Annotated in this window: 18 protein-coding genes and 1 tRNA gene; all 19 read right to left on the bottom strand. The window is 35.1% G+C overall.

Annotated features, from left to right (window positions below; all coding sequences use genetic code 11):
- Positions 1-131: 131 nt before the first annotated feature.
- On the bottom strand, positions 132-935 hold the full coding sequence (locus ACFSR1_RS16605) for a DUF4249 family protein (protein ID WP_378294138.1): 804 nt from the start codon (positions 933-935) through the stop codon (positions 132-134).
- Between the two features lie 4 nt (positions 936-939).
- Complete coding sequence (locus ACFSR1_RS16600) at positions 940-3,645, bottom strand: carboxypeptidase-like regulatory domain-containing protein (protein ID WP_378294137.1); 2,706 nt, start codon at positions 3,643-3,645, stop codon at positions 940-942.
- 183 nt (positions 3,646-3,828) lie between these two features.
- Positions 3,829-4,785, bottom strand: a complete 957-nt coding sequence (locus ACFSR1_RS16595; RefSeq protein ID WP_378294136.1) for a FecR family protein — start codon at positions 4,783-4,785, stop codon at positions 3,829-3,831.
- Between the two features lie 342 nt (positions 4,786-5,127).
- Positions 5,128-5,646, bottom strand: a complete 519-nt coding sequence (locus ACFSR1_RS16590) for an RNA polymerase sigma factor (RefSeq protein ID WP_378294135.1) — start codon at positions 5,644-5,646, stop codon at positions 5,128-5,130.
- A gap of 494 nt (positions 5,647-6,140) precedes the next feature.
- Positions 6,141-6,214: transfer RNA gene (locus ACFSR1_RS16585), tRNA-Arg, on the bottom strand.
- A gap of 46 nt (positions 6,215-6,260) precedes the next feature.
- Positions 6,261-6,710: a GatB/YqeY domain-containing protein gene (locus tag ACFSR1_RS16580; protein WP_378294134.1), complete on the bottom strand. Its 450-nt coding sequence runs from the start codon at positions 6,708-6,710 to the stop codon at positions 6,261-6,263.
- A 152-nt stretch (positions 6,711-6,862) separates the two neighbouring features.
- Complete coding sequence (gene ftsZ, locus ACFSR1_RS16575; protein ID WP_378294133.1) at positions 6,863-8,854, bottom strand: cell division protein FtsZ; 1,992 nt, start codon at positions 8,852-8,854, stop codon at positions 6,863-6,865.
- Between the two features lie 79 nt (positions 8,855-8,933).
- Positions 8,934-10,283: a cell division protein FtsA gene (gene ftsA / locus ACFSR1_RS16570; RefSeq protein ID WP_378294132.1), complete on the bottom strand. Its 1,350-nt coding sequence runs from the start codon at positions 10,281-10,283 to the stop codon at positions 8,934-8,936.
- 7 nt (positions 10,284-10,290) lie between these two features.
- The gene (locus ACFSR1_RS16565; RefSeq protein ID WP_378294131.1) at positions 10,291-11,007 is read right to left on the bottom strand and encodes a cell division protein FtsQ/DivIB; all 717 of its coding nucleotides are present in this window, start codon (positions 11,005-11,007) and stop codon (positions 10,291-10,293) included.
- A complete protein-coding gene (gene murC, locus ACFSR1_RS16560; RefSeq protein ID WP_378294130.1) occupies positions 11,004-12,353 on the bottom strand; it encodes a UDP-N-acetylmuramate--L-alanine ligase in 1,350 nt (449 codons plus the stop codon). Before murC ends, ACFSR1_RS16565 begins: the two co-directional genes overlap by 4 nt.
- Positions 12,354-12,356: 3 nt before the next feature.
- Entirely contained in the window at positions 12,357-13,469 is a 1,113-nt protein-coding gene (murG, locus tag ACFSR1_RS16555; RefSeq protein WP_378294129.1) for an undecaprenyldiphospho-muramoylpentapeptide beta-N-acetylglucosaminyltransferase, read from the bottom strand.
- Complete coding sequence (locus ACFSR1_RS16550; RefSeq protein WP_378294128.1) at positions 13,466-14,698, bottom strand: FtsW/RodA/SpoVE family cell cycle protein; 1,233 nt, start codon at positions 14,696-14,698, stop codon at positions 13,466-13,468. Before ACFSR1_RS16550 ends, murG begins: the two co-directional genes overlap by 4 nt.
- 55 nt (positions 14,699-14,753) lie before the next feature.
- The gene (murD, locus tag ACFSR1_RS16545; protein ID WP_378294127.1) at positions 14,754-16,109 is read right to left on the bottom strand and encodes a UDP-N-acetylmuramoyl-L-alanine--D-glutamate ligase; all 1,356 of its coding nucleotides are present in this window, start codon (positions 16,107-16,109) and stop codon (positions 14,754-14,756) included.
- Positions 16,110-16,241: 132 nt separating this feature from the next.
- Positions 16,242-17,480: a phospho-N-acetylmuramoyl-pentapeptide-transferase gene (gene mraY, locus ACFSR1_RS16540; protein WP_378294126.1), complete on the bottom strand. Its 1,239-nt coding sequence runs from the start codon at positions 17,478-17,480 to the stop codon at positions 16,242-16,244.
- A 53-nt stretch (positions 17,481-17,533) separates the two neighbouring features.
- Positions 17,534-18,997 carry a UDP-N-acetylmuramoyl-L-alanyl-D-glutamate--2,6-diaminopimelate ligase gene (locus ACFSR1_RS16535; protein WP_378294125.1) on the bottom strand — a complete coding sequence of 488 codons (1,464 nt, stop codon included), beginning with the start codon at positions 18,995-18,997 and terminating at the stop codon, positions 17,534-17,536.
- Positions 18,994-20,934: a penicillin-binding protein gene (locus tag ACFSR1_RS16530; RefSeq protein WP_378294521.1), complete on the bottom strand. Its 1,941-nt coding sequence runs from the start codon at positions 20,932-20,934 to the stop codon at positions 18,994-18,996. Before ACFSR1_RS16530 ends, ACFSR1_RS16535 begins: the two co-directional genes overlap by 4 nt.
- Positions 20,935-20,995: 61 nt before the next feature.
- Positions 20,996-21,307 carry an FtsL-like putative cell division protein gene (locus ACFSR1_RS16525; protein ID WP_378294124.1) on the bottom strand — a complete coding sequence of 104 codons (312 nt, stop codon included), beginning with the start codon at positions 21,305-21,307 and terminating at the stop codon, positions 20,996-20,998.
- Positions 21,304-22,200, bottom strand: a complete 897-nt coding sequence (gene rsmH / locus ACFSR1_RS16520; protein ID WP_378294123.1) for a 16S rRNA (cytosine(1402)-N(4))-methyltransferase RsmH — start codon at positions 22,198-22,200, stop codon at positions 21,304-21,306. The genes ACFSR1_RS16525 and rsmH overlap by 4 nt, the downstream gene beginning before the upstream one ends.
- 81 nt (positions 22,201-22,281) lie before the next feature.
- Positions 22,282-22,749, bottom strand: coding sequence for a division/cell wall cluster transcriptional repressor MraZ (gene mraZ / locus ACFSR1_RS16515; RefSeq protein ID WP_378294122.1), 468 nt, complete (start codon positions 22,747-22,749; stop codon positions 22,282-22,284).
- Between the last annotated feature and the right edge of the window lie 250 nt (positions 22,750-22,999).

The raw sequence follows: 22,999 nt of genomic DNA, 5'->3' as shown, positions 1-22,999 counted from the left end.
GGTACACCTTAATCAAGGTAACCTCCATGTTCGTAGTGAGCGCTATTTTAGAACTCACGAATTCTAGAAAAGTAGGATTAGTTCAGTCTCCTGACTAGTTTGTAAAAAGTGTATATTTAGGAAAAGTTAGCTTAGAAATCCATCGTCATGGTACTAAATCCTGCGATACCAAAGTTGCCAAGTGCCAATTTGTTGGTGGTTGTATTGGTAATATTGCCAACAATATTGGTGGTTGAGAATAATGTTAATACCTCTATATCGTCTTGGTCTTCACGGAATACATTATTATAAAACTGAAATGTGTTGAAGTTGATATTGAAAGCGCTAACCCTTACCGTATCACCATCATTTATACCACTAATATCCAGATATTCTTCTAGATTTTCGGTAACCACGGTGTCGCTAAACACATCCAAGACATTGGTAATTACGATCCCATCTCTTAGAACTTCTATGTGGCTCAAATAAAAATTTTGTTCTCCGATTTGGTCTCTAAAAGTAATTCGCACTGTATTACCGGTTTTTACAATGTCAAGAATGGGTACAGGAGGTTTTAAAATTTCTTCTTCTGATTTTAGAGTCGTTTGATCCGGTAATACAACTTCGATCCAATATGCGTTTCCGATGGTTGGATTGATCATTTCTGTAGTAGTATATGTTCCGTTATCTACTGTAAATGAATCAGAAACTAACGAAACTGAATTTAAAACATCTCTAGTAAACAAGGATACTTGTGCGTCATTGACAGCACTAAAAGTAGTATTTGTGACTGGAACGGTTTTTTGAATCTGAAGAGATACAAAATCTGATTCATCAGTAAGTAATCCAGAAATAAACACCTGTTCTTTAAACTCAAAATCTAGACGGATATCCTCAACACAACCTATTAGTACGAATAAAGAAATAAATGTTATATATATATATAATTTTTTCATAACCCTAAAATTTAAAATTGTATGATATAAACGGAATTGGAGCTCCAATCAAAGAAATTTGCTCCGTTTCTAAACCCCTATCCGAAAAAAAAGAGTTAACCGAAAACGCATTTTTACGTGCATATACATTATACACACCAAAACTCCAACTTCCTTCCCAATTAGTGTTAGGATTACCCGTTGGTGTATAGGTAAATGAAATGTCAGCTCTGTGTGTATTCGGAATTCTAAATGAATTTCTATCCGCATAGGTAAGAAATGAATCTCCATCAAAAGTTAATCTACCATTAGGTGGAGTGATAGGTCGCCCTGTTTGATAGGTGAAAAATGCTCCTATGTCCCACTTTTTAGATAGTTTGTAATTCGCTGTCATATTAAATATATGAGGTCTGTCAAAATTTGAAGAAAAATACGCTCCGTCATTGATTTGTTCTGAAGAGAAATTACTTATTGTTTTTCGTTTGGATACAGAATAGGTATAGTTTACATTTCCAGTTAATCTTCCTTTATTTTTGTAAGCTGCCAATTCTAGTCCATAAGAGTAGCCTTTGGCAGGCACTACTTCGGTTTCTACGTTATCAACTACTCCTAAAAATCCTAATGAGCCTATTCGTGCTCCATTTTTGTATTCTATGATATTATCAAATGTTTTATAGTATCCTTCTATAGAAAAATTATAGTTTTGATCTCTAGTATCATAGACAAATCCAGCAGAAAATTGATTCACTTCCAAAGGAGCAATATGCACACCGGCGGGTTTCCATACATCGTTAGGTAACACCACCGTTTGATTACTAAGTAAATGAACATATTGAAACATTCTATGATATCCTATTTTTAAAGCTTTTCTATCATTTAATTCATATTTAAGAGATATTCTTGGTTCCAACCCAAAATAGCTTTTAGATATTTGATTGTTTTCAAAATTTCTAAACCCTATAATCGTACTTGGTGTTTCAGGAAATTCAGAATCATAGATAGGAATGGCTTGTTCCCCAAAGTTTGCAAACCAAGAAGCTCGTAAACCCGTAAGCAGTGAAAATTTGTTCCATTGTTTTTCTATACTGTAATAGGCCGCCAGTTCTACTGCTTTTTCTCTATCAAAAGACTGCTGCGGTAATGCATTACCTCTTAGTTTGGGGGTGAATTTATATACATTGCCAGAAAAACCAAATCTCATTTTTGTGGTAGGGCCTGAATAATACGTAAAATCTGGCTTAAAGATCCAATTTTCGATAGATCTACTAAGGATTCCTTCAACATCTTCTACTTCTTCAAGATTTTCTTCGACACCTAATGCATAATTGTATTGACTATATATACCCGTAATGTTGGCAAATAATTTGTTAGAAAAAATATGATTCCATCGCAAAGTGGCAGTAGTATTTGTCCAGCCAAGATCGGCTGTAACATCAGGAGCATTAAGATCTTCTTGCCTAAACTGTATCACATCGGCGCCAAAAAACCCTGAAGCATACAAAGTGTTGTTTTCATTGATATTCCAGGTAAGTTTTGTATTTAGATCATAGAAATGAAATTTTTTAAAACGAATATCTTCAAACAACGGAAAAAACAAATCAAAATAGGATCGTCTACCAGAAGCCAAGAAACTCAATTTATCCTTTTTAATAGGTCCTTCAATGGTAAATTTAGAAAATAACAATCCTAATCCACCTTCTCCTTTAATTCTTTTTAAATTCCCATTTTTTTGTCGAATTTCCAGTAAAGATGATGCTCTGCCCCCAAAACGTGCCGGAATTTCGCCTTTATATAATTGTATTACCTTAATGGCATCTGCATTGAAAATAGAAAACAATCCAAATAAATGAGAGGTATTGTACAAAGGCGCTTCGTCGAGGAGAATTAGGTTTTGATCCACATTGCCACCTCTCACATTAAAACCACTGGTTCCCTCACCGACGCTACTAATGCCGGGTTGTGTTAAAATAGCCCTTGTAATATCTGGCTCACCAAAAAAAGATGGTAATTTTTTAATTTCGGAAGTGGTCAAGCTAGTGGTGCCTCCTAAAATGGATTTTACCTGACTTTTGTTATTCTGATTAGAAGTTATAACAATTTCATCTAACTCACTTGAAGAGGGTTGCAGTTCTATCTTCATATTCATGTTATTTTCTAACTGAACAACAACTTCTTTGGTGGTATACCCCAAGAATGAAACTTCAAAAACATATACTCCCTTTGGCAAGGAGATAGAATAGAAGCCATATTCATTGGTAACGACCCCTCTATTACTATTTGTTATAATAATACTAGCACCCAAAAGTGTCTCACCCGTGCTTGCATCCTTAACGATCCCACTGATGGTAAAATCATCTGGGCGCTTTTTGGCTTTAGAAAGAATAATATGATTCTTTTTTATTTTATAAGAAATTTTGGCATTCTTAAAAAGCAATGTAAGGGTTTCTGTTATTTCCATTTCTATAACGTTTATACTAAAATGTTGATCAACATCGATTACGTCATTGTTTAGAATAAAACGATAAGATGTCTGTTCTTCAATTTTATGTATAATTGATTTTAGTGAGCTATTTTCTTCAGTAAGGGTAATACTGTTTTGAGAAAACCCATTGAATGACAGGAGTTGAAAACAAAAAACTAAATAAAAAAAGAAGCTTAATTTCATTAAAAAAATAGTGTTTCCATAACTATTTTTTAGCCATGGTAAGAGCTCAAAAAGGTTTATTTTCATACATTTGAGTATTGTTAATTAATACTGATTTCGCAATTAGAATTTCTTAGCATTTATAGTGGGAAAATGGCAGTTTTCCCACTTTTTAGTCAAACTCAATTTTGAGAATCGGCGATAGCGGGGAACTCAAAATTGTAAGTTAAACTAATCCCGCTTTTTTGCGGGATACTACTTTAATAACTTTTATTCTATTATCCACTCATTGGTTGTTGTGTTTAGTTTATAGGTAAATTCTTTGGAGATTTTGAGTATTTCAAAAATCTCACTTATTGGAGTTTTATGATCAAAAGAGCCTGTAAATTTAGAGGAAGCAATGTCTTCATTGCTAAATCGGATTTGTTTGCCAAATTGAGCTTTTAGATCGATTGCTATTTCTTTAAAAGTTTTGTTTTCGAATTGTATTTTTCCTTCTTTCCAGGCAATCTCGGACTCATAAAGATCCATTTTGGATTTTACCACTTCCTTGGTATTCTTGTAAAAAGTTACTTTTTCATCAGGGATCATAAATACGCTTTCTTTAAAATGTGTATCAGAAGTAACTTCAACTTTACCTGTAAGTAATTTTGTTTCTGTAATTGCACCATCTATATAGGATTTTACATTAAAACTAGTTCCTAAAGCCTTTACAGTGATATGATCTGGTGTTGTTACCGTAAATGCGTGTAAAGTATCTTTTGCAACTTCAAAAAAACCTTCTCCCTCCAGGTATAAAGTTCTAGGAGTTTCTGTATTGTAGGATAATGTACTCGAAGCGTTTAGCCAAACTTTGGAGCCATCAGATAGTTCAATGCTCCTTTGTTCTCCAAAAGTTGTCTGTACGACTATTTCATTTCTATTAGAGGATATGGTATTATAGAAATAGGTTCCAGAAATAACTACTATCAATATGGCCGCATATTTTAGCATCTCTTTCCAAACTGCTGTTTTTGGTGTAACGGTATTAAAGAAACGTTTTTTTGCTTCTTCAACAGTGGGATCCTTTTCTAAAGTATGATTATAAATAGCGGTTATCTTGATGTATAAAGCTTCATCGAAATCCGAAGAGTTCATCCACCGTTCCACTTTATGATTAGTACTACCATCAGCAGTTTTGGAGATATATTCCCAAAGTTCGGTTTCTGTAATTTTTAAAGGTTCCATACCAAAAGGTGTTATATCAATTTAATTTATGTGAGTTTGATGTTAGAAAATCACGTCCGTTCGAGTGCTTCGACTTTAGGAAAAGTGCCTGTCTACCGAAATGCCAGGTAGATATCGAGAACAGTGGTTTTCTGATAAAAAACCTATTCTCGATACTCCGCCTAAGGCGGACGGGCAGGCTAATTTTTTTTCCACTTTGTTTCAAAAAATCACTCGAATTGACGGCTTTGATCATTTACATCCTTAAGCCCAACTCACGTTTTTTTATATACTTAAATTGGTGTTAACTACTTAAAAGACGTTTGTCAAGTAGTATTACCCTATTGAAAACCTCTTTTTTTCTTAAAAGTAATCTTTCAAGCCTTTCTTGAATGCTGTTAACGCCTTTGAAATGTGGAGTTCTACGGTTTTTATTGAAATATCTTTTTTTTTAGAAATTTCTTTATAGGTGAAGCCTTTGTCTCTAGATAACTTAAAAATATCTATTGTTTTTTGTTCGAGAGTGGTATAAATATCTTCAATACGCTGTACTAATTCCCATTCTTTATCAATCTGGGTTTCGATACTAGAGTGCAGTGCATATAAATTAGTGTGCTTTTCCCTACTTTTTTTCTTCCTATAATCATCTATAATTTTATTCTTGAGTGTCGTAATTAAAAATGATTCGATAGAACGTTCAGACTCCTTAATATCATCAAAATTTTCCCATAGCTTGATAAATGTTTCCTGAACCAGCTCCTGGGAAAGATCAGTTTCTTTTACAACTTTAAATGCGTAATTGTATAATCTGCTATAATGTCTATCAAACCAATGCGAGAATTTGGTCTCTTTGATGGAATTGGATGGATTTTTTTTATTCAAGTATTTGGTATAACTCTAGATTGCTAAATTATATAAAAAACGCTCAAAACTTGTTACTGTTGCACTTTAGTTTTTCTTTAGGGTTAACTTCGTTGACCTCTGCAGCACTCCCCTTTACAAACTTGACTACAGACAAAGATAGTTTCAAAACTAACAAATCTATTGCTTTACAATTTTTGTTATTTTCCAAAGATTTGAAGCTTTTGGCTTTTCTTCGGATTAACTATCGTTGATCCCATTATGCTCCCCTTTGCAAATACAAAACAAGCAAAGCTGTCGCTTTACAATTTTTGTTATTTTCCAAAGATTTGAAGCTTTTGGCTTTTCTTCGGATTAACTATCGTTGATCCCATTATGCTCCCCTTTGCAAATACAAAACAAGCAAAGCTGTCGCTTTACAATTTTTGTTATTTTCCAAAGATTTGAAGCTTTTGGCTTCAATCTTTTCCAAATAACAAAAACCTGCAATTTCATTGCAGGTTTTGTGCTTGTAGTGACCGCGAAGGGATTCAAACCCCCAACCCTCAGAGCCGAAATCTGATGCGCTATTCAGTTGCGCCACGCGGCCTATACACACCCCTAACCCCTCTCAAGAGGGGAAAGAAAGATGTTACTTATGATAATTTACTTTTTACAATCGTAGAAATGGTTTTACCATCTGCTTTACCAGCCAGTTGTCCTGATGCCATTCCCATCACTTTACCCATATCTTTCATTCCGGCTGCACCAGTTTTTGCAATAATATCAGTAATTACTTTTTCTATTTCTTCCTCGCTCATCTGCTCAGGTAAAAATTGCTCTATTACTTTAGCCTGGTCCAATTCTGGTTGTGCCAAATCATCCCTTCCTTGCTCCGCAAAAATAGCTGCGCTATCTTTACGTTGTTTCACTTGCTTCTGTAATAATTTTAGCTCCTGATCCTCAGTCAACTCTTCTTTAGCTCCACTTTCCGTTTGAGCCAATAAAATAGCAGATTTGATAGCTCGCAATGATGTTAAAGCATTAGTATCCTTTGCTTTCATTGCTTCTTTCATTGCAGTCATTACTTTTGCCTGTAAACTCATAGATATTCGGTTTTAATCTTTTGGATTGCGAAGATAAAAAATAAACCGATAATCCATTTTAGATTATCGGTTAAGTTTATCTAATACTTTTAAATTTTGATTCTATCCTAAAGTTTAGCCTCAGCTTGCTAAAGGGCCCGAATGACATATAACTAATCTACATTATCGTGTAGAAAAGAATTATTTTTTCTTAGTTGAATGTCATCATTGCTATCTGTACCTAATGAAGTCCTAGACAACTCAGACGATCCTGGTTTAGAATCTACATCTAGTCCTGCACGCTTGTATGCAGGTTCTTTTTCTATATCATCAATATTAGATGCATTATTTCTGAACTTGTAATTAAACTCCTTCATTTTGGCTCTACGTTCTGCAGCTCTAGCCTTTAAAGTTTCAGAAATTGGTTGATCTATCGGATCTGCACTTTCTGAAGGTTCTGATTCTGGAGTCGGAGCAATAGTTTTCTTCTCGAAAACTACTTCTTTATCCTCTTCCATCACCTCTGCCTCAGGTTTAGCCTCGGTCAACCTTTTTTCTTCTTCCATATATTCTTCAAGGCTATACTTACGAACACCTCCAGATTCAGTTTCACTTACCGGAACTACTTCTATAGGTTCATTTACCTCTACTTCTAAAATATCCTCCGTAAGATCAAAAACGATTGGTTTTTCCTCTTCTTCTTGTTTCACAACGGAAGGAGTAATATCTACGGCCTCTATATTTTGTTCTTCATTTCCACCTACTGGCATATCAAATGCCAAAGTAAACTGATCTTCTTTTTCCTTTTCGCTTTCCGCCATCGTTACTTCATTAGCATCATTCACCTCAATCTGATTAATGATATCCTGAGCATTGATAATCACAAAATCACCATCTGTGGAGAAAGGATTAACTACTTCTGCATCAACAACATCCAAATTTTTCAGAAATTCGGTAGTAGGCAGTAACAAAGATTCTTTGATGTCTTCTTCCTCTTCTTCTATCAATTCGTGTTTGATAATTGGCTCTTCTTTCACCTCTTCTATCTGAGGTGTATGAGTTATCACAGGAGTAGTTCTAGCAGTAGACTTAGGAGTCAAATCCTGAGTGGTTGCACGTTGTTCTTCTTCTAGTGTATGAATGATTCTTTTTGTTTCAGTATTTACGATCTCGTCCTGCTGTTCTACATCAAATCCTGTAGCAATGACAGTTACAGAAATTGCATCTTCTAAAGATTCGTCTTCTCCAACCCCCATTATAATATTGGCACCGTGACCAGCTTCTTGTTGAATATGATCATTGATTTCACCAATCTCATCAATAGTAATTTCTTCTTTTCCGGAAACGATCAATAGCAACACATTCTTAGCTCCTGTAATTTTGTTATCATTAAGTAATGGTGAATCTAGTGCTTTTACGATAGCATCGTGAGCACGTTTAGCACCAGAGGCATTAGCAGACCCCATTATTGCTGTACCACTATTACTAAGTACCGTTTTAGCATCACGTAAATCAATATTCTGTGTATAGTGATGTGTTATTACTTCAGCGATTCCTCTGGATGCGGTAGCAAGTACTTCATCTGCTTTGGAGAAACCAGCTTTAAAACCTAAGTTACCATATACTTCTCGTAACTTATTATTATTGATAACTACCAAAGAATCTACGTGAGCGCGAAGTTTCTCTACACCTAACTGCGCTTGTTCGTTACGCATTTTTCCTTCAAACTGAAATGGAATTGTAACAATACCTACCGTAAGAATATCTAATTCTCTTGCCATTTTTGCAATGATCGGCGCGGCTCCTGTTCCAGTTCCTCCACCCATACCAGCCGTGATAAATATCATCTTGGTATTGGTATCCAGCATTCTTTTGATCTCTTCGTAGCTTTCTACTGCAGATTGTTCACCCACTTCTGGATTCGCACCAGCTCCTAATCCTTCTGTAAGAGACACTCCCAACTGTATCTTATTCGGAATAGGACTATTTTCTAATGCTTGCGCATCAGTATTACAAATAACGAAATCAACTCCTTTGATTCCCTGCTGGAACATATGATTGATGGCATTGCTACCACCTCCTCCAACTCCAATAACTTTAATTACATTTGATTGATTCTTGGGTAAATCAAAAGAAATGTTCTCGAACTCCTCATTGTTACTCATAATTGCTAATTTTCTTGTTCTCTTACTTTGTTTCTTAATATCTTTTTATGTTCAAAACTGAACTATATAAATTTTCCGACTATTCTGCGTTATCCAAAAACTCCTTGAACTTCTCCGTCCATTTTTCCAAAATATTTTTTCTTGGCCTAGTATCCACCACAGGTTTTTCTTCTTCGATACCTTCTCCTGCAATCGTTGTGGTTTCTTCTTTTATTTCTTCTTCTACCAAGGCCTCTTTTATAGCAGCTTTTTTCTGTTTGCTGATATGTACAAGACTATCCATTACCAATCCTACTGCTGTTGCATACATTGGACTTGTAGTTTCCGGATCACTATTACCCGCCAAATGCTCATTAGGATATCCAATACGAGTATCCATACCTGTAATATATTCTACTAATTGTTTCAAGTGTTTTAGCTGAGAACCTCCACCGGTCAAAACGATCCCAGCAATTAATTTTTTCTTTGGAGATTCGTGACCATAATTTTTAATTTCTAAAAACACTTGTTCTATAATTTCCACAACACGTGCATGGATAATCTTAGATAAGTTCTTTAGTGTAATCTCTTTTGGTTCTCTTCCTCTTAGTCCTGGAATAGAAACAATTTCATTATCCTTATTTTCGCCAGGCCAAGCGGATCCAAATTTTATTTTGAGTAACTCTGCTTGTTTCTCAATAATAGAGCAACCCTCTTTAATATCCTCGGTAATTACGTTTCCTCCAAAAGGAATCACCGCTGTATGACGGATAATTCCATCTTTAAAAATTGCCAAATCTGTAGTTCCACCTCCTATATCAATTAATGCTACACCTGCTTCTTTTTCTTCCTGACTTAACACAGCGTTTGCAGAAGCTAATGGTTCGAGCGTGACATCTGATAATTCTAATCCGGAACTTTTTACGCATCGCCCAATATTTCTGATGGATGTTACCTGACCTACTACCACGTGAAAATTTGCTTCCAGTCGTCCTCCGTACATTCCTACAGGCTCTTTTATTTCGGCTTGACCGTCTACTTTATATTCTTGCGGTAACACATGTAAAATTTCTTCACCAGGTAGCATTACTAATTTATGCACTTGATTACATAAAGTATCAATATCCTCTTCATCAATAACTGCATCTGCGTTAGGGCGTGTGATATAATCACTATGCTGCAAACTTCTTATATGCTGACCTGCTATACCAACAGTTACTTCGCTTATTTTTACGCCGGAAACGCTTTCTGCTTCCTGCACAGCTTGTTGAATCGACTGTATTGTCTGTGTGATATTATTTACCACACCACGATGCACACCAAGACTTTTGGATTTACCAACACCCAATACTTCCATCTTTCCATACTCATTATATCTCCCTACCATAGCAACAATCTTTGTCGTTCCTATGTCTAATCCTACCGCTATTTCATTCTCTTCTCTTCCCATATTGGTATTATTTTATTGTACACACAACTTGGTTTCTAAACTGCAAACTGACTTTTTTATATTTATCGAGACTCTGATCTTTTAATGCTTTTTGATAAAAAGCCTTAAAATTTTTAACCTTACTATCCAATTGTTCGACTTTACCAAAAATTACTTTAAAAGCGTACACTCTTAATGCTAACTCATAATCACCACTCTGGTTTCTATAAACTCCTACCACGTGTTTTTTTAAAAACTCATCTTGTTGAATTTTTCTTAACAATGGAAAAATCTCTGAAACTTCTCGTTCTGAAACATTGCTTACCAGAGGAACGTGAGCTGAATAATTATCCGACAATGGCATCGTATTACCCGTGATATCGACATAAAAAGGAACAACGGCATTCACCCTAGCGATTGGAGTACGCTGTTTGATTCTTGCCTTAAGTTGTCCGTTTACAGTAAGATACACATCTGAATCTTCAATCATTTTGTGTGCATCCAGCCCCTTCTCTACATTATTCAAAACTAAAATTTCTTTACCTACGTCCGTCACCCCTACTTGATTTTGTATTAACAATTTATTAACCGTTAATTCATTTATGTAAGGATTCTGTTCTTCAACAAATTCTATCTCTACTTCTTTGATCTTTCTACTCTCATTTCGATTACCTGTAAATGCAAAAAGAAATACTATCAAAGCCACAAGACCTACAAACTTCCCATATGTCAAAATCTTCTTCATACTGCTAATAATGCTTCTTTTATACTAGTTACTTCTTCTCCTATATCACCTGCTCCAATAGTAGTGACTACCTGAGCATTACTTTTTAAAATTTCTTCTATTAAACTACTTTTCTTAACTATTTTTTTATTCTCTAAGTTTACCATTCCCAACAACCATTCTGAAGTCACTCCTTCTATTGGTAATTCTCTCGCCGGGTATATATCTAATAGTAATAGTTGATCGAATTGACTAAGACTTTCTGCAAAGTCAGCAGCAAAATCTTGTGTTCTACTATATAAATGAGGCTGAAATATTGCCAACACCTTTTTTCCTGGATGCATTTCTCTTATTGCCTGATGCAATGCATTAATCTCTGTTGGATGATGTGCGTAATCATCTACATAAACTAAATCATCAGATTTAATCTGATAACTAAATCGCCTCTGCACTCCCTTAAAAGAAAATAAAGCCTTTGCTAAGGCAGCGGTCGGGGAGCCATATAACAATGCCATAGCAAAGGCTGTGATAGCATTTAACAAGTTGTGTTTACCTGGCAGGTTTAAATGCAAATCCTTAATGAGTTGAGTTGGTGTTTTTAAATCAAAAATATATGTGCCGTTATCAATGCGTACATTTTGAGCACAATAATCAGAATCATCTTCTACTCCATAGGTATTACCAGAAAGAGGTAGTCCATTACAAACCAAAAGATGGTCTTTTGCTCTGGATGAAAATTCTTTAAATGATTCTTCTAAAGCATTTGCCTTTTTATAAATATCCAAATGATCTGCATCCATAGAAGTAACTGCAACTATATCCGGATATAATTGCAAAAATGATCTATCAAACTCATCTGCTTCAACCACTACCGCTTCATTTCCTTCCAGTATCAAATTGGAATTATAGTTCTCACTGATTCCACCTAAAAAAGCTGTTACTTTTGCCCCACTTTCTTTTAATAAATGAGCCAAAATAGCAGTTGTGGTTGTTTTTCCGTGTGTTCCTGCAACAGCCAAGGTGTATGTATTTTGGGTGATAATCCCTAAAACCTCCGCTCTTTTTTTAATCGAAAACCCATTGTTTTTTACATAGTTTAATTCGGTATGTGTGCCCGGAATTGCCGGAGTATAGATAATAAGTGTTTCATCAGAATTCAGAAATAATTCTGGAATTGCAGCAATATCATCATTAAAATGAATCTCAATTCCTAACCCCTCTAAATCCGAGGTTATCTGAGTTGGTGTTTTATCATATCCAGCTACATTTTTACCCAAAAACTTAAAATATCGTGCAAGCGCACTCATGCCGATACCACCGATACCGATAAAATATATATTCTTTATGTCTTTTAAGCCCTTATTCATTCTTCAACGCTCTACCTTTTCTTTACCTATTATTTGTTCGATTTCATTTACGATATCTTTCGTAGCATTTGGTAATGCCAACTTTTTTATTGCGTGTGTCAGTTTTATCTGCATGGCTTCTGATTCCAATAGTTGTAGAATCGTTTTCTGAAACTTCTCTTCCAACTCACTTTCTTTTAACATTTTTGCTCCATTTTGACTTACAATTGCATTAGCATTCTTGGTTTGATGATCTTCTGCAACATTTGGTGACGGAATAAATAATGTTGGTTTTGCCACAATACATAATTCGGAAACAGAACTAGCTCCCGCCCTTGAAATAATTACATCGGCTGCAGCGTATGCCAAATCCATAGTGTCTAAAAACTCATGTACTTGCACATCCCGATTACTACCATATTTTTTATACTCATCATAATATAGCTTACCGCACTGCCAGAGTATTTGAATTTCTTTCTTCGAAAAAAACTCAAGTTCTTTTTCGATGAGTTGATTTATTCTTCTCGCTCCAAGACTTCCTCCTATAACTAAAACTGTTTTCTTTTCAATATCCAGATTATACTTAGCAATTGCATCCCTTCTTTTGCTATTGATCTCCAGTAAATCCTGACGAACCGGATTTCCTGTTTTGATAATTTTATCTTTTGGAAAAAACCGTTCCATCCCATCATAGGCAACACATATTTTATTCGCGCCTTTTGCCAGCCATTTATTGGTAATACCAGGAAAAGAATTCTGTTCTTGAAGTACTGTAGGAATCTTTGCAGAATTTGCCATTCTTAACAATGGACCACTAGCAAAACCTCCAGTTCCAATTACAATATCAGGATTAAACTTTTTGATAATCTTTTTGGATTTCCAAAGACTACTCAATAATTTGAAAGGAAACAACAGATTACTTAATGTTAACTTACGCTGAATACCACTAATCCATAAACCTTCAATCTCATAACCGGCTTGTGGAACTTTTTGCATTTCCATGCGATCTTTGGCGCCCACAAATAATATAGAAGCTTCGGGATATCTATCCTTTATTTCATTGGCAATAGAAATTGCTGGATAGATATGTCCTCCAGTTCCTCCACCTGATAATATGACCCTTGGTTGTTGCTTCATATTGCTTCACTCAAAACCTCTAAAGGATTTTCTTCTTTAGGGTTTACATCGCTCTCTTTTGTATTATCAAAATCAGATTGCTCCTCTTTTATCATTGCTTCTCTACTACTGCTTATACTCAATACCATTCCTATGGCCATGCATGTCATCCAAATGGATGTTCCTCCACTACTCACTAACGGAAGCGTTTGACCAGTTACAGGAAATAGCTCTACAGCAACTGCCATATTAATCAACGCCTGAAAGACAATAGGTAATCCTACACCAATTACTAAAAGTTTACCAAATACATCTGAGCTTTTATGGGCTACAATGACCAACCTAAACAAAAGCATCAAATAAAGAAACATTAGAAAAACACCTCCAACTAAGCCCCACTCTTCGATAATGATGGCATAAATAAAATCCGAAGAAGATTGTGGTAAAAAGTTTCTCTGCACACTTTTACCAGGTCCTTTACCCATTACTCCACCTCTGGCAATTGCAATTTTTGCACGTTCTATTTGATAATCTTCAGGAGTATCTTTATCATTAAAAAAGTTTTCTGCTCTACTCACCCAAGTATCTACTCTATTCGGAAATGCATCCGGAAAAGCTTTAGCAGTCAAAATAAAAAACGTAAGAGCTAATAAACCCGTTCCAAGAATTACAGTAATATGTCGCAGCGGATATCCACCTAAAAACACCAGCATAATTACCATGGAGAAAATAATCGCTGCGGTAGAAAAGTTAGCTGGCAATATTAACATCAGAATTATAAAAACAGGTAGCCAAAGTGGAATCAAAGACTCCTTAAAAGAAATTTTCTTATCTTTTATTTTTGACAAATACCTAGCTACGTATGCCATCAGTACTACTGCCGCCAGGGTAGAGGTCTGGAAAGTAACCCCTACAAATGGTAAACGAATCCATCTACTAGCATTTGCTCCACCAATGGTGTTATTCTGAGCCATTGTAAACAACAGCAGAACTACAACAACCGGCAACATAATAATAGAAAGCCCTTTGAAATAGTGATACGGAATTTTATGCACCCAGTACATAATACCAAAACCCAAAAGCAGGTGTGCAAAATGCTTTATTAAAAACACAAAAGTATTTCCATCTCCATACAAGTACGCTAAATTACTACTAGCACTGTAAACAGGTAAAAACGAAAACAGTGCCAATAGAGCAACGATCGCCCATATTACCCTATCTCCTTTTATATTTTTTAAAACCTTAGTCACTATATACTATTCTTTGTTTTTTATTTTAATAATTTATTTGTTCTCTTTTGTTTAATTATAACTCGCGAACAGCTTCTTTAAATTGTCTTCCTCTCTCTTCATAATTTTTAAAAAGATCAAAACTTGCACAAGCTGGTGACAACAACACATTTTCATTTCGCTCCGCTATTTTATATGCCATATTTACAGCCTCTTTCATAGACTGTGTTTCTAAGATATTATCCACACAATTACCAAAAGCGTTAATTATTTTGGTATTGTCCACACCTAGACAAATAATTGCCTTTACTTTTTCATTAACCAAAGGGTACAACTCGGTATAGTCGTTCCCTTTATCCACACCACCTACAATCCATACCGTAGCGGACTTCATGGCATCCAATGCGTAAAAAGTAGCATTTACATTTGTTGCCTTAGAATCATTCACATACTGAACATTGTTTATTTTCAGCACATTTTCTAATCGATGCTCAACACCATGAAAATTTTCAAGACACTCTCGTATTGTAGTCTTTCTAATTTTCAGTAATTGTGATACCGTGGCGGCAGCCATTGCATTTTTCACATTGTGATTTCCTTTTAATGATAAATCTTTTGTTGGCATGGTAAATTCGTTGTTATCTATTGTTATTTTAATATTTTCTCCTTCTAAATACGCTCCGTTTTCTACCTTTTTCTTTAATGAAAATGGTAATAATTTTGAACGAACAGGATGCTCTTCTATATATTTAGTAATTACTTCATCATCCTCATCATAAATGAAATAATCACTTTCTGTTTGATTCATTGTTATTCTAAATTTTGAAGCGATATAATTTTCAAATTTATATTCATATCGATCCAAATGGTCTGGTGTAATATTGGTCAGTACCGCTATATGTGGTGCAAACTTTTTAATTCCATCCAGTTGAAAACTACTCAACTCTAACACATAATACGGAACGTCGTTTTCTGCTACTTGCTTAGCAAAACTATCTCCAATATTACCAGCCATATATATGTCCAAACCTCCATTCTTCAGCACATGATGTGTAAGCATTGTGGTAGTAGTTTTTCCATTACTACCTGTTACCCCAACAATCTTTGCTGATGTAAACTCTGAAGCAAACTCAATCTCCGACACCACAGGTATTCCTCTTTCAAGTAACTTTTGTATCAAGACTACCTTATCAGGGATTCCCGGGCTTTTCATCACCACATCTGCATCTAGAATTTTATCTTCTGTATGCTTTTGCTCTTCCCATTCGATTTCAAAATTTTTAAGAACTTCTTTATAATGATTTGTGATCGTTCCTTTATCTGAAACAAACACTTCAAACCCTTCTTTCTTCCCTAGAATAGCCGTTCCTACTCCACTCTCTCCTGCACCTAAAACGACAAGTCGTTTTTTAATTTTTGAATTACGATTCACGATTTCCGATTTCTCATTGTTATTATCGAAGCAACAACTATTGACAATAATTCATTTGCTTTAATTTTTTTGCTCCATATTCTTTAGTACTTCTTTCACAAATCATTAATCTAAATCTTATACCTTAAATCCTTATCTGACTTTTAAAGTAATCACAGCAATAATTGCAAGAAAAATTCCGATGATCCAAAATCTAGCTACAATCTTACTTTCATGAATCCCCTTCTTCTGATAATGATGATGTAATGGTGACATTAGAAATATTCTTCTTCCTTCTCCATATTTTTTTCTGGTATATTTAAACCAACTTACCTGCATCATCACAGATAAAGTTTCTATAAAAAAGATTCCGCATACAATCGGGATCAAAAACTCTTTACGTATGGCAATTGCGATTACTGCTATTATCCCTCCAATTGTTAAACTACCTGTGTCTCCCATAAACACTTGAGCCGGATAGGTATTATACCATAAAAAACCAACCAATGCTCCTGCAAATGCCGCTATGTAGATAGTCATCTCACCAGAATTAGGGATATACATTACATTGAGATAATCAGAAAAGACGATATTACCTGACACCCAAGCAAATAATGCAAGCGTGAGTACAATAATTGCAGAAGAGCCAGCTGCTAATCCATCGATTCCATCCGTAAGATTAGCACCATTAGAAACAGCAGTTACAATAAAAATCACAATAGGAATAAAAATTATCCACGCATAATTAGCCAAACCTGGATTGATCCAAGTAATCAAACTAGCATAATCGAATTCGTTATTCTTAATAAACGGCAAGGTTGTTTTTGTAGATTTGATCGCAGGGTTAAAATCAGATTGATTTTCTGTTGTTAGCACAGTTGCAACTTCTTCTACATCAGAATTAACCTTTTCCTCTTTAATTGTAATATCACTATGAAAATACATAGTACACCCAACGATAATACCAAGACCTACCTGACCTATTACTTTAAATCTTCCTGCTAATCCTTCTTTATCTTTCTTTTTTATTTTTAGATAATCATCTGTAAAACCGATAACACCCATCCACAAAGTGGTTATAATCAAAAGGATGATATAAATATTATCGAGTTTAGCGAAAAGTAGGGCAGGAATCAGTGTCGCTAAAATGATTATTATCCCTCCCATCGTTGGAGTACCCGCTTTTTCTGCCTGTCCTTCCAAACCAAGCTCTCTAATACTTTCGCCCATTTGCTTTTTCCTCAGAAAGTTTATGATCCGTTTACCATAAATAGTAGAAATCAACAGCGATAAAATAATTGCCATTGCCGCCCTAAATGTGATAAACTGAAACAATGAAGCTCCAGGAAATTGATATTCACTTTCTAAATATTGAAATAAATAGTATAGCATATATATTATTACCTTTTATCTTGTTTGAAACAAATCAGACAGAAAGGATTTATTTATTTTCCTAGTTTTTTTAGTTCTTCTTTAACAATTTCAAAATCATTAAAATCTATTCGCTCTCCATTAGTTTCTTGATAGGCTTCATGACCTTTACCAGCGATCAGAATAATATCATTCTCTTCTGCAAATTGGCACGCCGTTCGTATCGCCTGTTTTCTATCTGTAATCGACACCATTTTCTTATAATTCTGAGGCTCTACTCCTTTTTCTATATCTTCAATAATTTGCTCAGGGCTCTCAGTTCTTGGATTATCACTGGTAAAAACCACCTTGTTACTTAATACTGTTGCAATATTACCCATCACTGGTCTTTTCCCTTTATCCCTATCTCCTCCACAACCAACTACTGTGATTAAAGTTTCATTATTCGTTCTTATATCATTAATGGTTTCCAACACATTTTTCAAGGCATCAGGAGTATGCGCATAATCCACAATTGCAGTAACTTTTTTATCAGAAATTAAATACTGAAATCTTCCACTAACACTTTCTAAATCGCTCAACAATTGTAGAGTTTCTAGTGTATCAAGCCCCAGCAGTTCTGCTGTTCCAAAAATTGCCAAAAGATTATAAGCATTGAAACTTCCTATAAGCTTAGTCCAAACTTCATTATCATTTATTTTCAGTAACAAACCACCTAAACTATTCTCAAGGATTTGTCCTCTGAAATCTGCGTATGACTTTAAAGCATATGTATATTGTTTAGCTTTGGTATTTTGAAGCATAAAGCTTCCGTTTTTATCATCTTTGTTCGTTAAAGCAAAGGCATTACTCCCTAATTCATCAAAGAACACTTTTTTCACATCTCTGTACTCTTTAAAAGTATTGTGATAATCCAGATGGTCGTGTGACAGATTTGTAAAAACACCTCCTTCGAACACCAAGCCTGCAGTACGTTTTTGATCAATTCCGTGAGAACTTACCTCCATAAAACAATATTCCACACCGATATCATTCATCTCTTTCAGGTAGTAGTTTATAGTCAAAGAATCCGGAGTTGTATGCGTAGCTTTGTACTCTATATCGTCTACCAGAATTTTTACTGTGGAAAGTAGACCTACTTTGTAACCTGCTTTTTTAAACAGTTGATATAATAAAGTGGCAATGGTTGTTTTTCCATTAGTACCTGTAACACCAACAAGTTTTAAATTTTCTGAAGGGGATCCATAATAATTAGCCGCAATAATCGCCAGTGCTTTCTGTGCATCTTCTACCTGAACATATACCAAGCCATCAACCAAGAATTCCGGCATTGTTTCGCATACAATAGCAATCGCTCCTTGATTAATAGCTTTCTCTATATAATCGTGCCCATCCACTACTGTACCAGGAATTGCGACAAACATATCGTCCTGTTTGATTTTTCTGGAATCAAACTCAACTTTACGTACCCTTGTAGTTGTGTCACCAACAACAGCATTCATAGGCACCTTATATAAAATATCTTTTAACTCGATCACGATAATTCTATCCTAATTGTTTGATTGGTTTGTACTTTGGTTCCTGGTTCTATAGATTGGCTCTTTACTTTACCTGAGCCTTTTACTTCTACCTTTAACCCCATATTTTCTAAAAGAGAAATAACGTCCATTGCTGGCATGCCTTTTAAATTTGGCATTATGGTTTTATATTTTCTAGCTTTTTGAAAGTATTCATCGTAACTTTCTGATATCTCTTTACTTTCTACTATGTTTGGAGACACCTCATCCACCACAGGGATATCGTTGTAAACTTTTAAGGCGATGGTTTTAAAAACCGGAGCAGCTACGATATTGCCATAATACCCTTTCTCTTTATTTGGTTTATGGATAACTACAATACAGGAATATCTAGGATCTTCTGCGGGAAAATATCCAGCAAAAGAGGATATATATTCTCTTTCTTTATCCTTACCATAATTACCCCAACAAGTACCGGTTTTACCAGCTATCTGAAAGTTTTCTGTATGTATATTATCAGCAGTTCCTCTGATCACTACATTTTTCATCATCTCTTGGACAACCTTTGCAGTTTCCTTAGAGCATATCGCAGGATTGAGCACTTCTTTATCAAATCTTTCTTTGGTACGATCCCAAGCCTTTACTTCTTTTATAAATCGAGGTTTTACCATCTCTCCATCATTTGCTATTGCATTATAAAAAGCCAATGTTTGCAATGGAGTCAACGCAACTCCATATCCATGAGCCATCCAAGGCAAGGTGGTACCATACCAATCTTTATCGCCTGGATAAGGAATCTTTGGCTTACCTTCACCTTTGATAGACAACCCTAAAGTTTTATGCAATCCCATATTCATTAATCGGTTTACAAACTTCTTTGGGTCATCTTTATAATGTTCATCAATAATTTTTGCAAAAGCGGTATTTGACGATAATTCAAATGCCTTGGCTGCAGATATTTTTCCGTATCCGCCCCATTTGGAATCTTTCACCACTCTATCATAAAATTTTACACGACCGTTTTCGGTATCTACCACATAACTAGAGTCGATAACCTTATCCTCTAAAGCAGCAACCATAGCCATTAACTTAAAAGTCGATCCCGGTTCGTGAGATTCTCCAACTGCATAATTCAGCTTTTCATAATACTTCCCTGATTTGGTACGCCCTAAATTAGATATGGCTTTTATTTCACCCGTTCTGGTTTCCATGACTACTACGGTTCCGTGCTCTGCTTCAAACCTTTCTAATTGCGCTAATAAAGCGTGATGCGTGATATCCTGTACATTCACATCTATGGTAGAAATAACGTCATACCCATCCTGAGGTTCTACTTCATTAGCATCACCAATAGGTTTCCATTGATTTTTTGCGATTTTTTGTTTTTTACGTTTCCCTTCTTTCCCTCTTAAAAAAGGCCCATAAGCACCTTCTAGTCCAACTCTGGTATAATACCCCTGATCATCCCGACGCTCATAACCAACTGTTCTTTCCGCTATCTTTCCAATTGGATGTTCACGAATGGTACGCTGTTCTACGATTAGTCCACCGCGGTTTGCACCATACTTTAATAAAGGAAAATTCTTAACTCTTACGTATTGAGAATACCCTAAATTTCTTCGAATTAAAAAATATCTATTCTTATTATCTCGAGCTCTTCTTAATACATCATCATAATGTTCAGCAGATTTACCAAATTCCTGTGATAAGGCCTTAGACAAAGCAGCGATATTTTCTCTAAAATCTTTATCTGTAACCGTAACCGCATCAAATCGAATATCATATTTAGGCACTGATGTAGCTAACAAATTACCCTTACTATCATACAAATTACCTCGGTTAGCGGGAATATCAAACGTTTTAAAAACACGCTCCTCACCTTTAGCACGGTACATATCTCCTTCTACAAATTGAGTTTTTGCAAGTTTCACAACAACCAAAATTGCGAAGATGAACATACATCCCGCAATGAAGTATAACCTGTTTAATATGTTTTTATCTTTTACTGCCAAGACAATTCTATTCTATTACTATTATTTTTTGTGGTGGTTTTGTTGGTCTTTTTATTCCTTTTTTTGTCATTTTTTCGATGACTGATGATTCCATTTTTAATTGCATCAACTCTGTTCTCCCATCTACAAATTGTGTTCTCAATTCTCGTACTTCATTATTTAGCCTTGCTATTTCGTGAACCTTACTTTCTGCATTATGAGAACTGGCGATCATGATAATTGCCAAAAACGACAAAAAGAGCAGCATACGCCAGTTCTTCATAGCGTCATCTGCAATTAGAAACTTTCCTTTTAATATGTCATATACCGTTTGTTTCAAATTCTTTTCGCTATTCTTAGTTTCGCACTTCGTGCTCTGTTATTTACTTTAATTTCTTCATCTGTAGGAATAATCAACCCTCCTACTTTTTTGAAAGGAACAGAAACGTTACCATATAAATCTTTTTCAGGTTCTCCTTCAAACATTCCACTTCTAATAAATCTTTTTACCAATCTATCTTCTAAAGAGTGATAGGATATCAGACTGATTCTTCCTCCTTCATCCAATAGATCTTGCGTTTGCATCAAAAACTCCTTAAGAGCCTCTATCTCTTGATTTACCTCTATTCGTATGGCCTGATAGATCTGAGCTAATATTTTATGCTCTTTATGTTTTACCATAAAAGGTTTTAGCACTTCCTTTAATTCTACACTGGTTTTAATACTCTTGTCTTTTCTGGAATTTACAATCGCTCTAGCCAGTTTAGGAGCATTTCTTAATTCTCCGTATTGTAAAAACATGGTTTTCAAATCCGACTCGTCATATTCATTAATCACATGATATGCTGATAACGCTCCTTCCTGATTCATTCTCATATCCAAATCCGCTTCAAATCTGGTAGAAAACCCTCTTTCTGCGACATCAAACTGATGCGATGAAACCCCAAAATCACCCAAAATTCCGTCTACTTTTCGCAATCCATGAAAACGAAGAAATCGTTTTATAAACCTGAAATTCTCGTTAATCAACACAAACCTGTCATCGTCAATTACATTAAGTAAAGCATCTTTATCCTGATCAAAAGCATATAGCTTGCCATTTGCCCCCAGTCTTTTTAGAATCTCTTTGGAATGTCCTCCTCCTCCAAAAGTCACGTCCACATACACTCCATCAGGTTTGATTGCAAGTCCGTCTACGGTTTCTTTTAATAAAACCGGGTTATGATATTCCATCTGTTTCATCTGTTCTTCCTCATTGATTTTTAATAGTCAGATGGAATCGCCAAAAACCACTCAACTAACATCATATTATCATTAATCCTGACTTATTTCATCATCAAATCCCATTACTTCTTCCGCAAGATCAGCAAAATCCACGGCGGCGGCATCTATTGCTTTTTCATACTGAGTCTTATCCCATATCTCTATAATATTCACTGCAGATGACAACACCAATTCTTTTGTGATTCCAGCAAAACTTATCAGGTCCTTAGGTATCAAAAGACGTCCTGTTGCATCAATTTCCACTACTTTGACACCAGCTGTAAACCGTCGAATGAAATCGTTATTTTTCTTTTTAAAGCGATTTAACTTATTCATTTTTTGCATCAAAAGATTCCACTCTTCCATCGGATACAACTCCAAACAAGACTGAAAAACCGCTCTCTTTAACACAAAACCCTCTTGCAACACAGGAGAAAGTTGTTTTTTAAATGCGACAGGTATCATCAGACGTCCCTTAGCGTCTGCTTTACATTCGTATGTACCTATAAGATTTACCACTTTTACTTACTTGCTGCTATAATTAGTCAAATATATTGAAAAATTTACCACTTTTTACCACAATCTACCACATTGTTAATAAGTTGTCATTGAAAAAGAAGCCGAAACCCTTGGTCTTCTTTAATATTTTGCGGTTTAAAAGAATATTGTTTTATATATAAAATATTGGTTTTGATGCTTTAATGATTAAAAAAAAAGCAGGATCAAAAAAATCTAAAAAAATCATATCGCAGTATTGATAAAAAATCTT

The sequence above is a fragment of the Aquimarina rubra genome, from assembly GCF_042684305.1.
Lineage (GTDB): Bacteria > Bacteroidota > Bacteroidia > Flavobacteriales > Flavobacteriaceae > Aquimarina > Aquimarina rubra.
Note: the sequence above shows the minus strand (reverse complement) of the source record. Positions and strands in the feature narration are given on the sequence as shown.

Bases quoted from the DNA above. Each gene is read 5' to 3' on its own strand.
- ACFSR1_RS16565 (WP_378294131.1), bottom strand. From the start codon at position 11,007: ATGAAGAAGATTTTGACATATGGGAAGTTTGTAGGTCTTGTGGCTTTG.
- ACFSR1_RS16580 (WP_378294134.1), bottom strand. From the start codon at position 6,710: ATGAGTTTACAGGCAAAAGTAATGACTGCAATGAAAGAAGCAATGAAA.
- mraY (WP_378294126.1), bottom strand. From the start codon at position 17,480: ATGCTATACTATTTATTTCAATATTTAGAAAGTGAATATCAATTTCCT.
- ftsA (WP_378294132.1), bottom strand. From the start codon at position 10,283: ATGGGAAGAGAAGAGAATGAAATAGCGGTAGGATTAGACATAGGAACG.
- rsmH (WP_378294123.1), bottom strand. From the start codon at position 22,200: ATGGAATATCATAACCCGGTTTTATTAAAAGAAACCGTAGACGGACTT.
- ACFSR1_RS16605 (WP_378294138.1), bottom strand. From the start codon at position 935: ATGAAAAAATTATATATATATATAACATTTATTTCTTTATTCGTACTA.
- ACFSR1_RS16600 (WP_378294137.1), bottom strand. From the start codon at position 3,645: ATGAAAATAAACCTTTTTGAGCTCTTACCATGGCTAAAAAATAGTTAT.
- murC (WP_378294130.1), bottom strand. From the start codon at position 12,353: ATGAATAAGGGCTTAAAAGACATAAAGAATATATATTTTATCGGTATC.
- ACFSR1_RS16530 (WP_378294521.1), bottom strand. From the start codon at position 20,934: ATGTTCATCTTCGCAATTTTGGTTGTTGTGAAACTTGCAAAAACTCAA.
- ftsZ (WP_378294133.1), bottom strand. From the start codon at position 8,854: ATGAGTAACAATGAGGAGTTCGAGAACATTTCTTTTGATTTACCCAAG.
- murG (WP_378294129.1), bottom strand. From the start codon at position 13,469: ATGAAGCAACAACCAAGGGTCATATTATCAGGTGGAGGAACTGGAGGA.
- ACFSR1_RS16595 (WP_378294136.1), bottom strand. From the start codon at position 4,785: ATGGAACCTTTAAAAATTACAGAAACCGAACTTTGGGAATATATCTCC.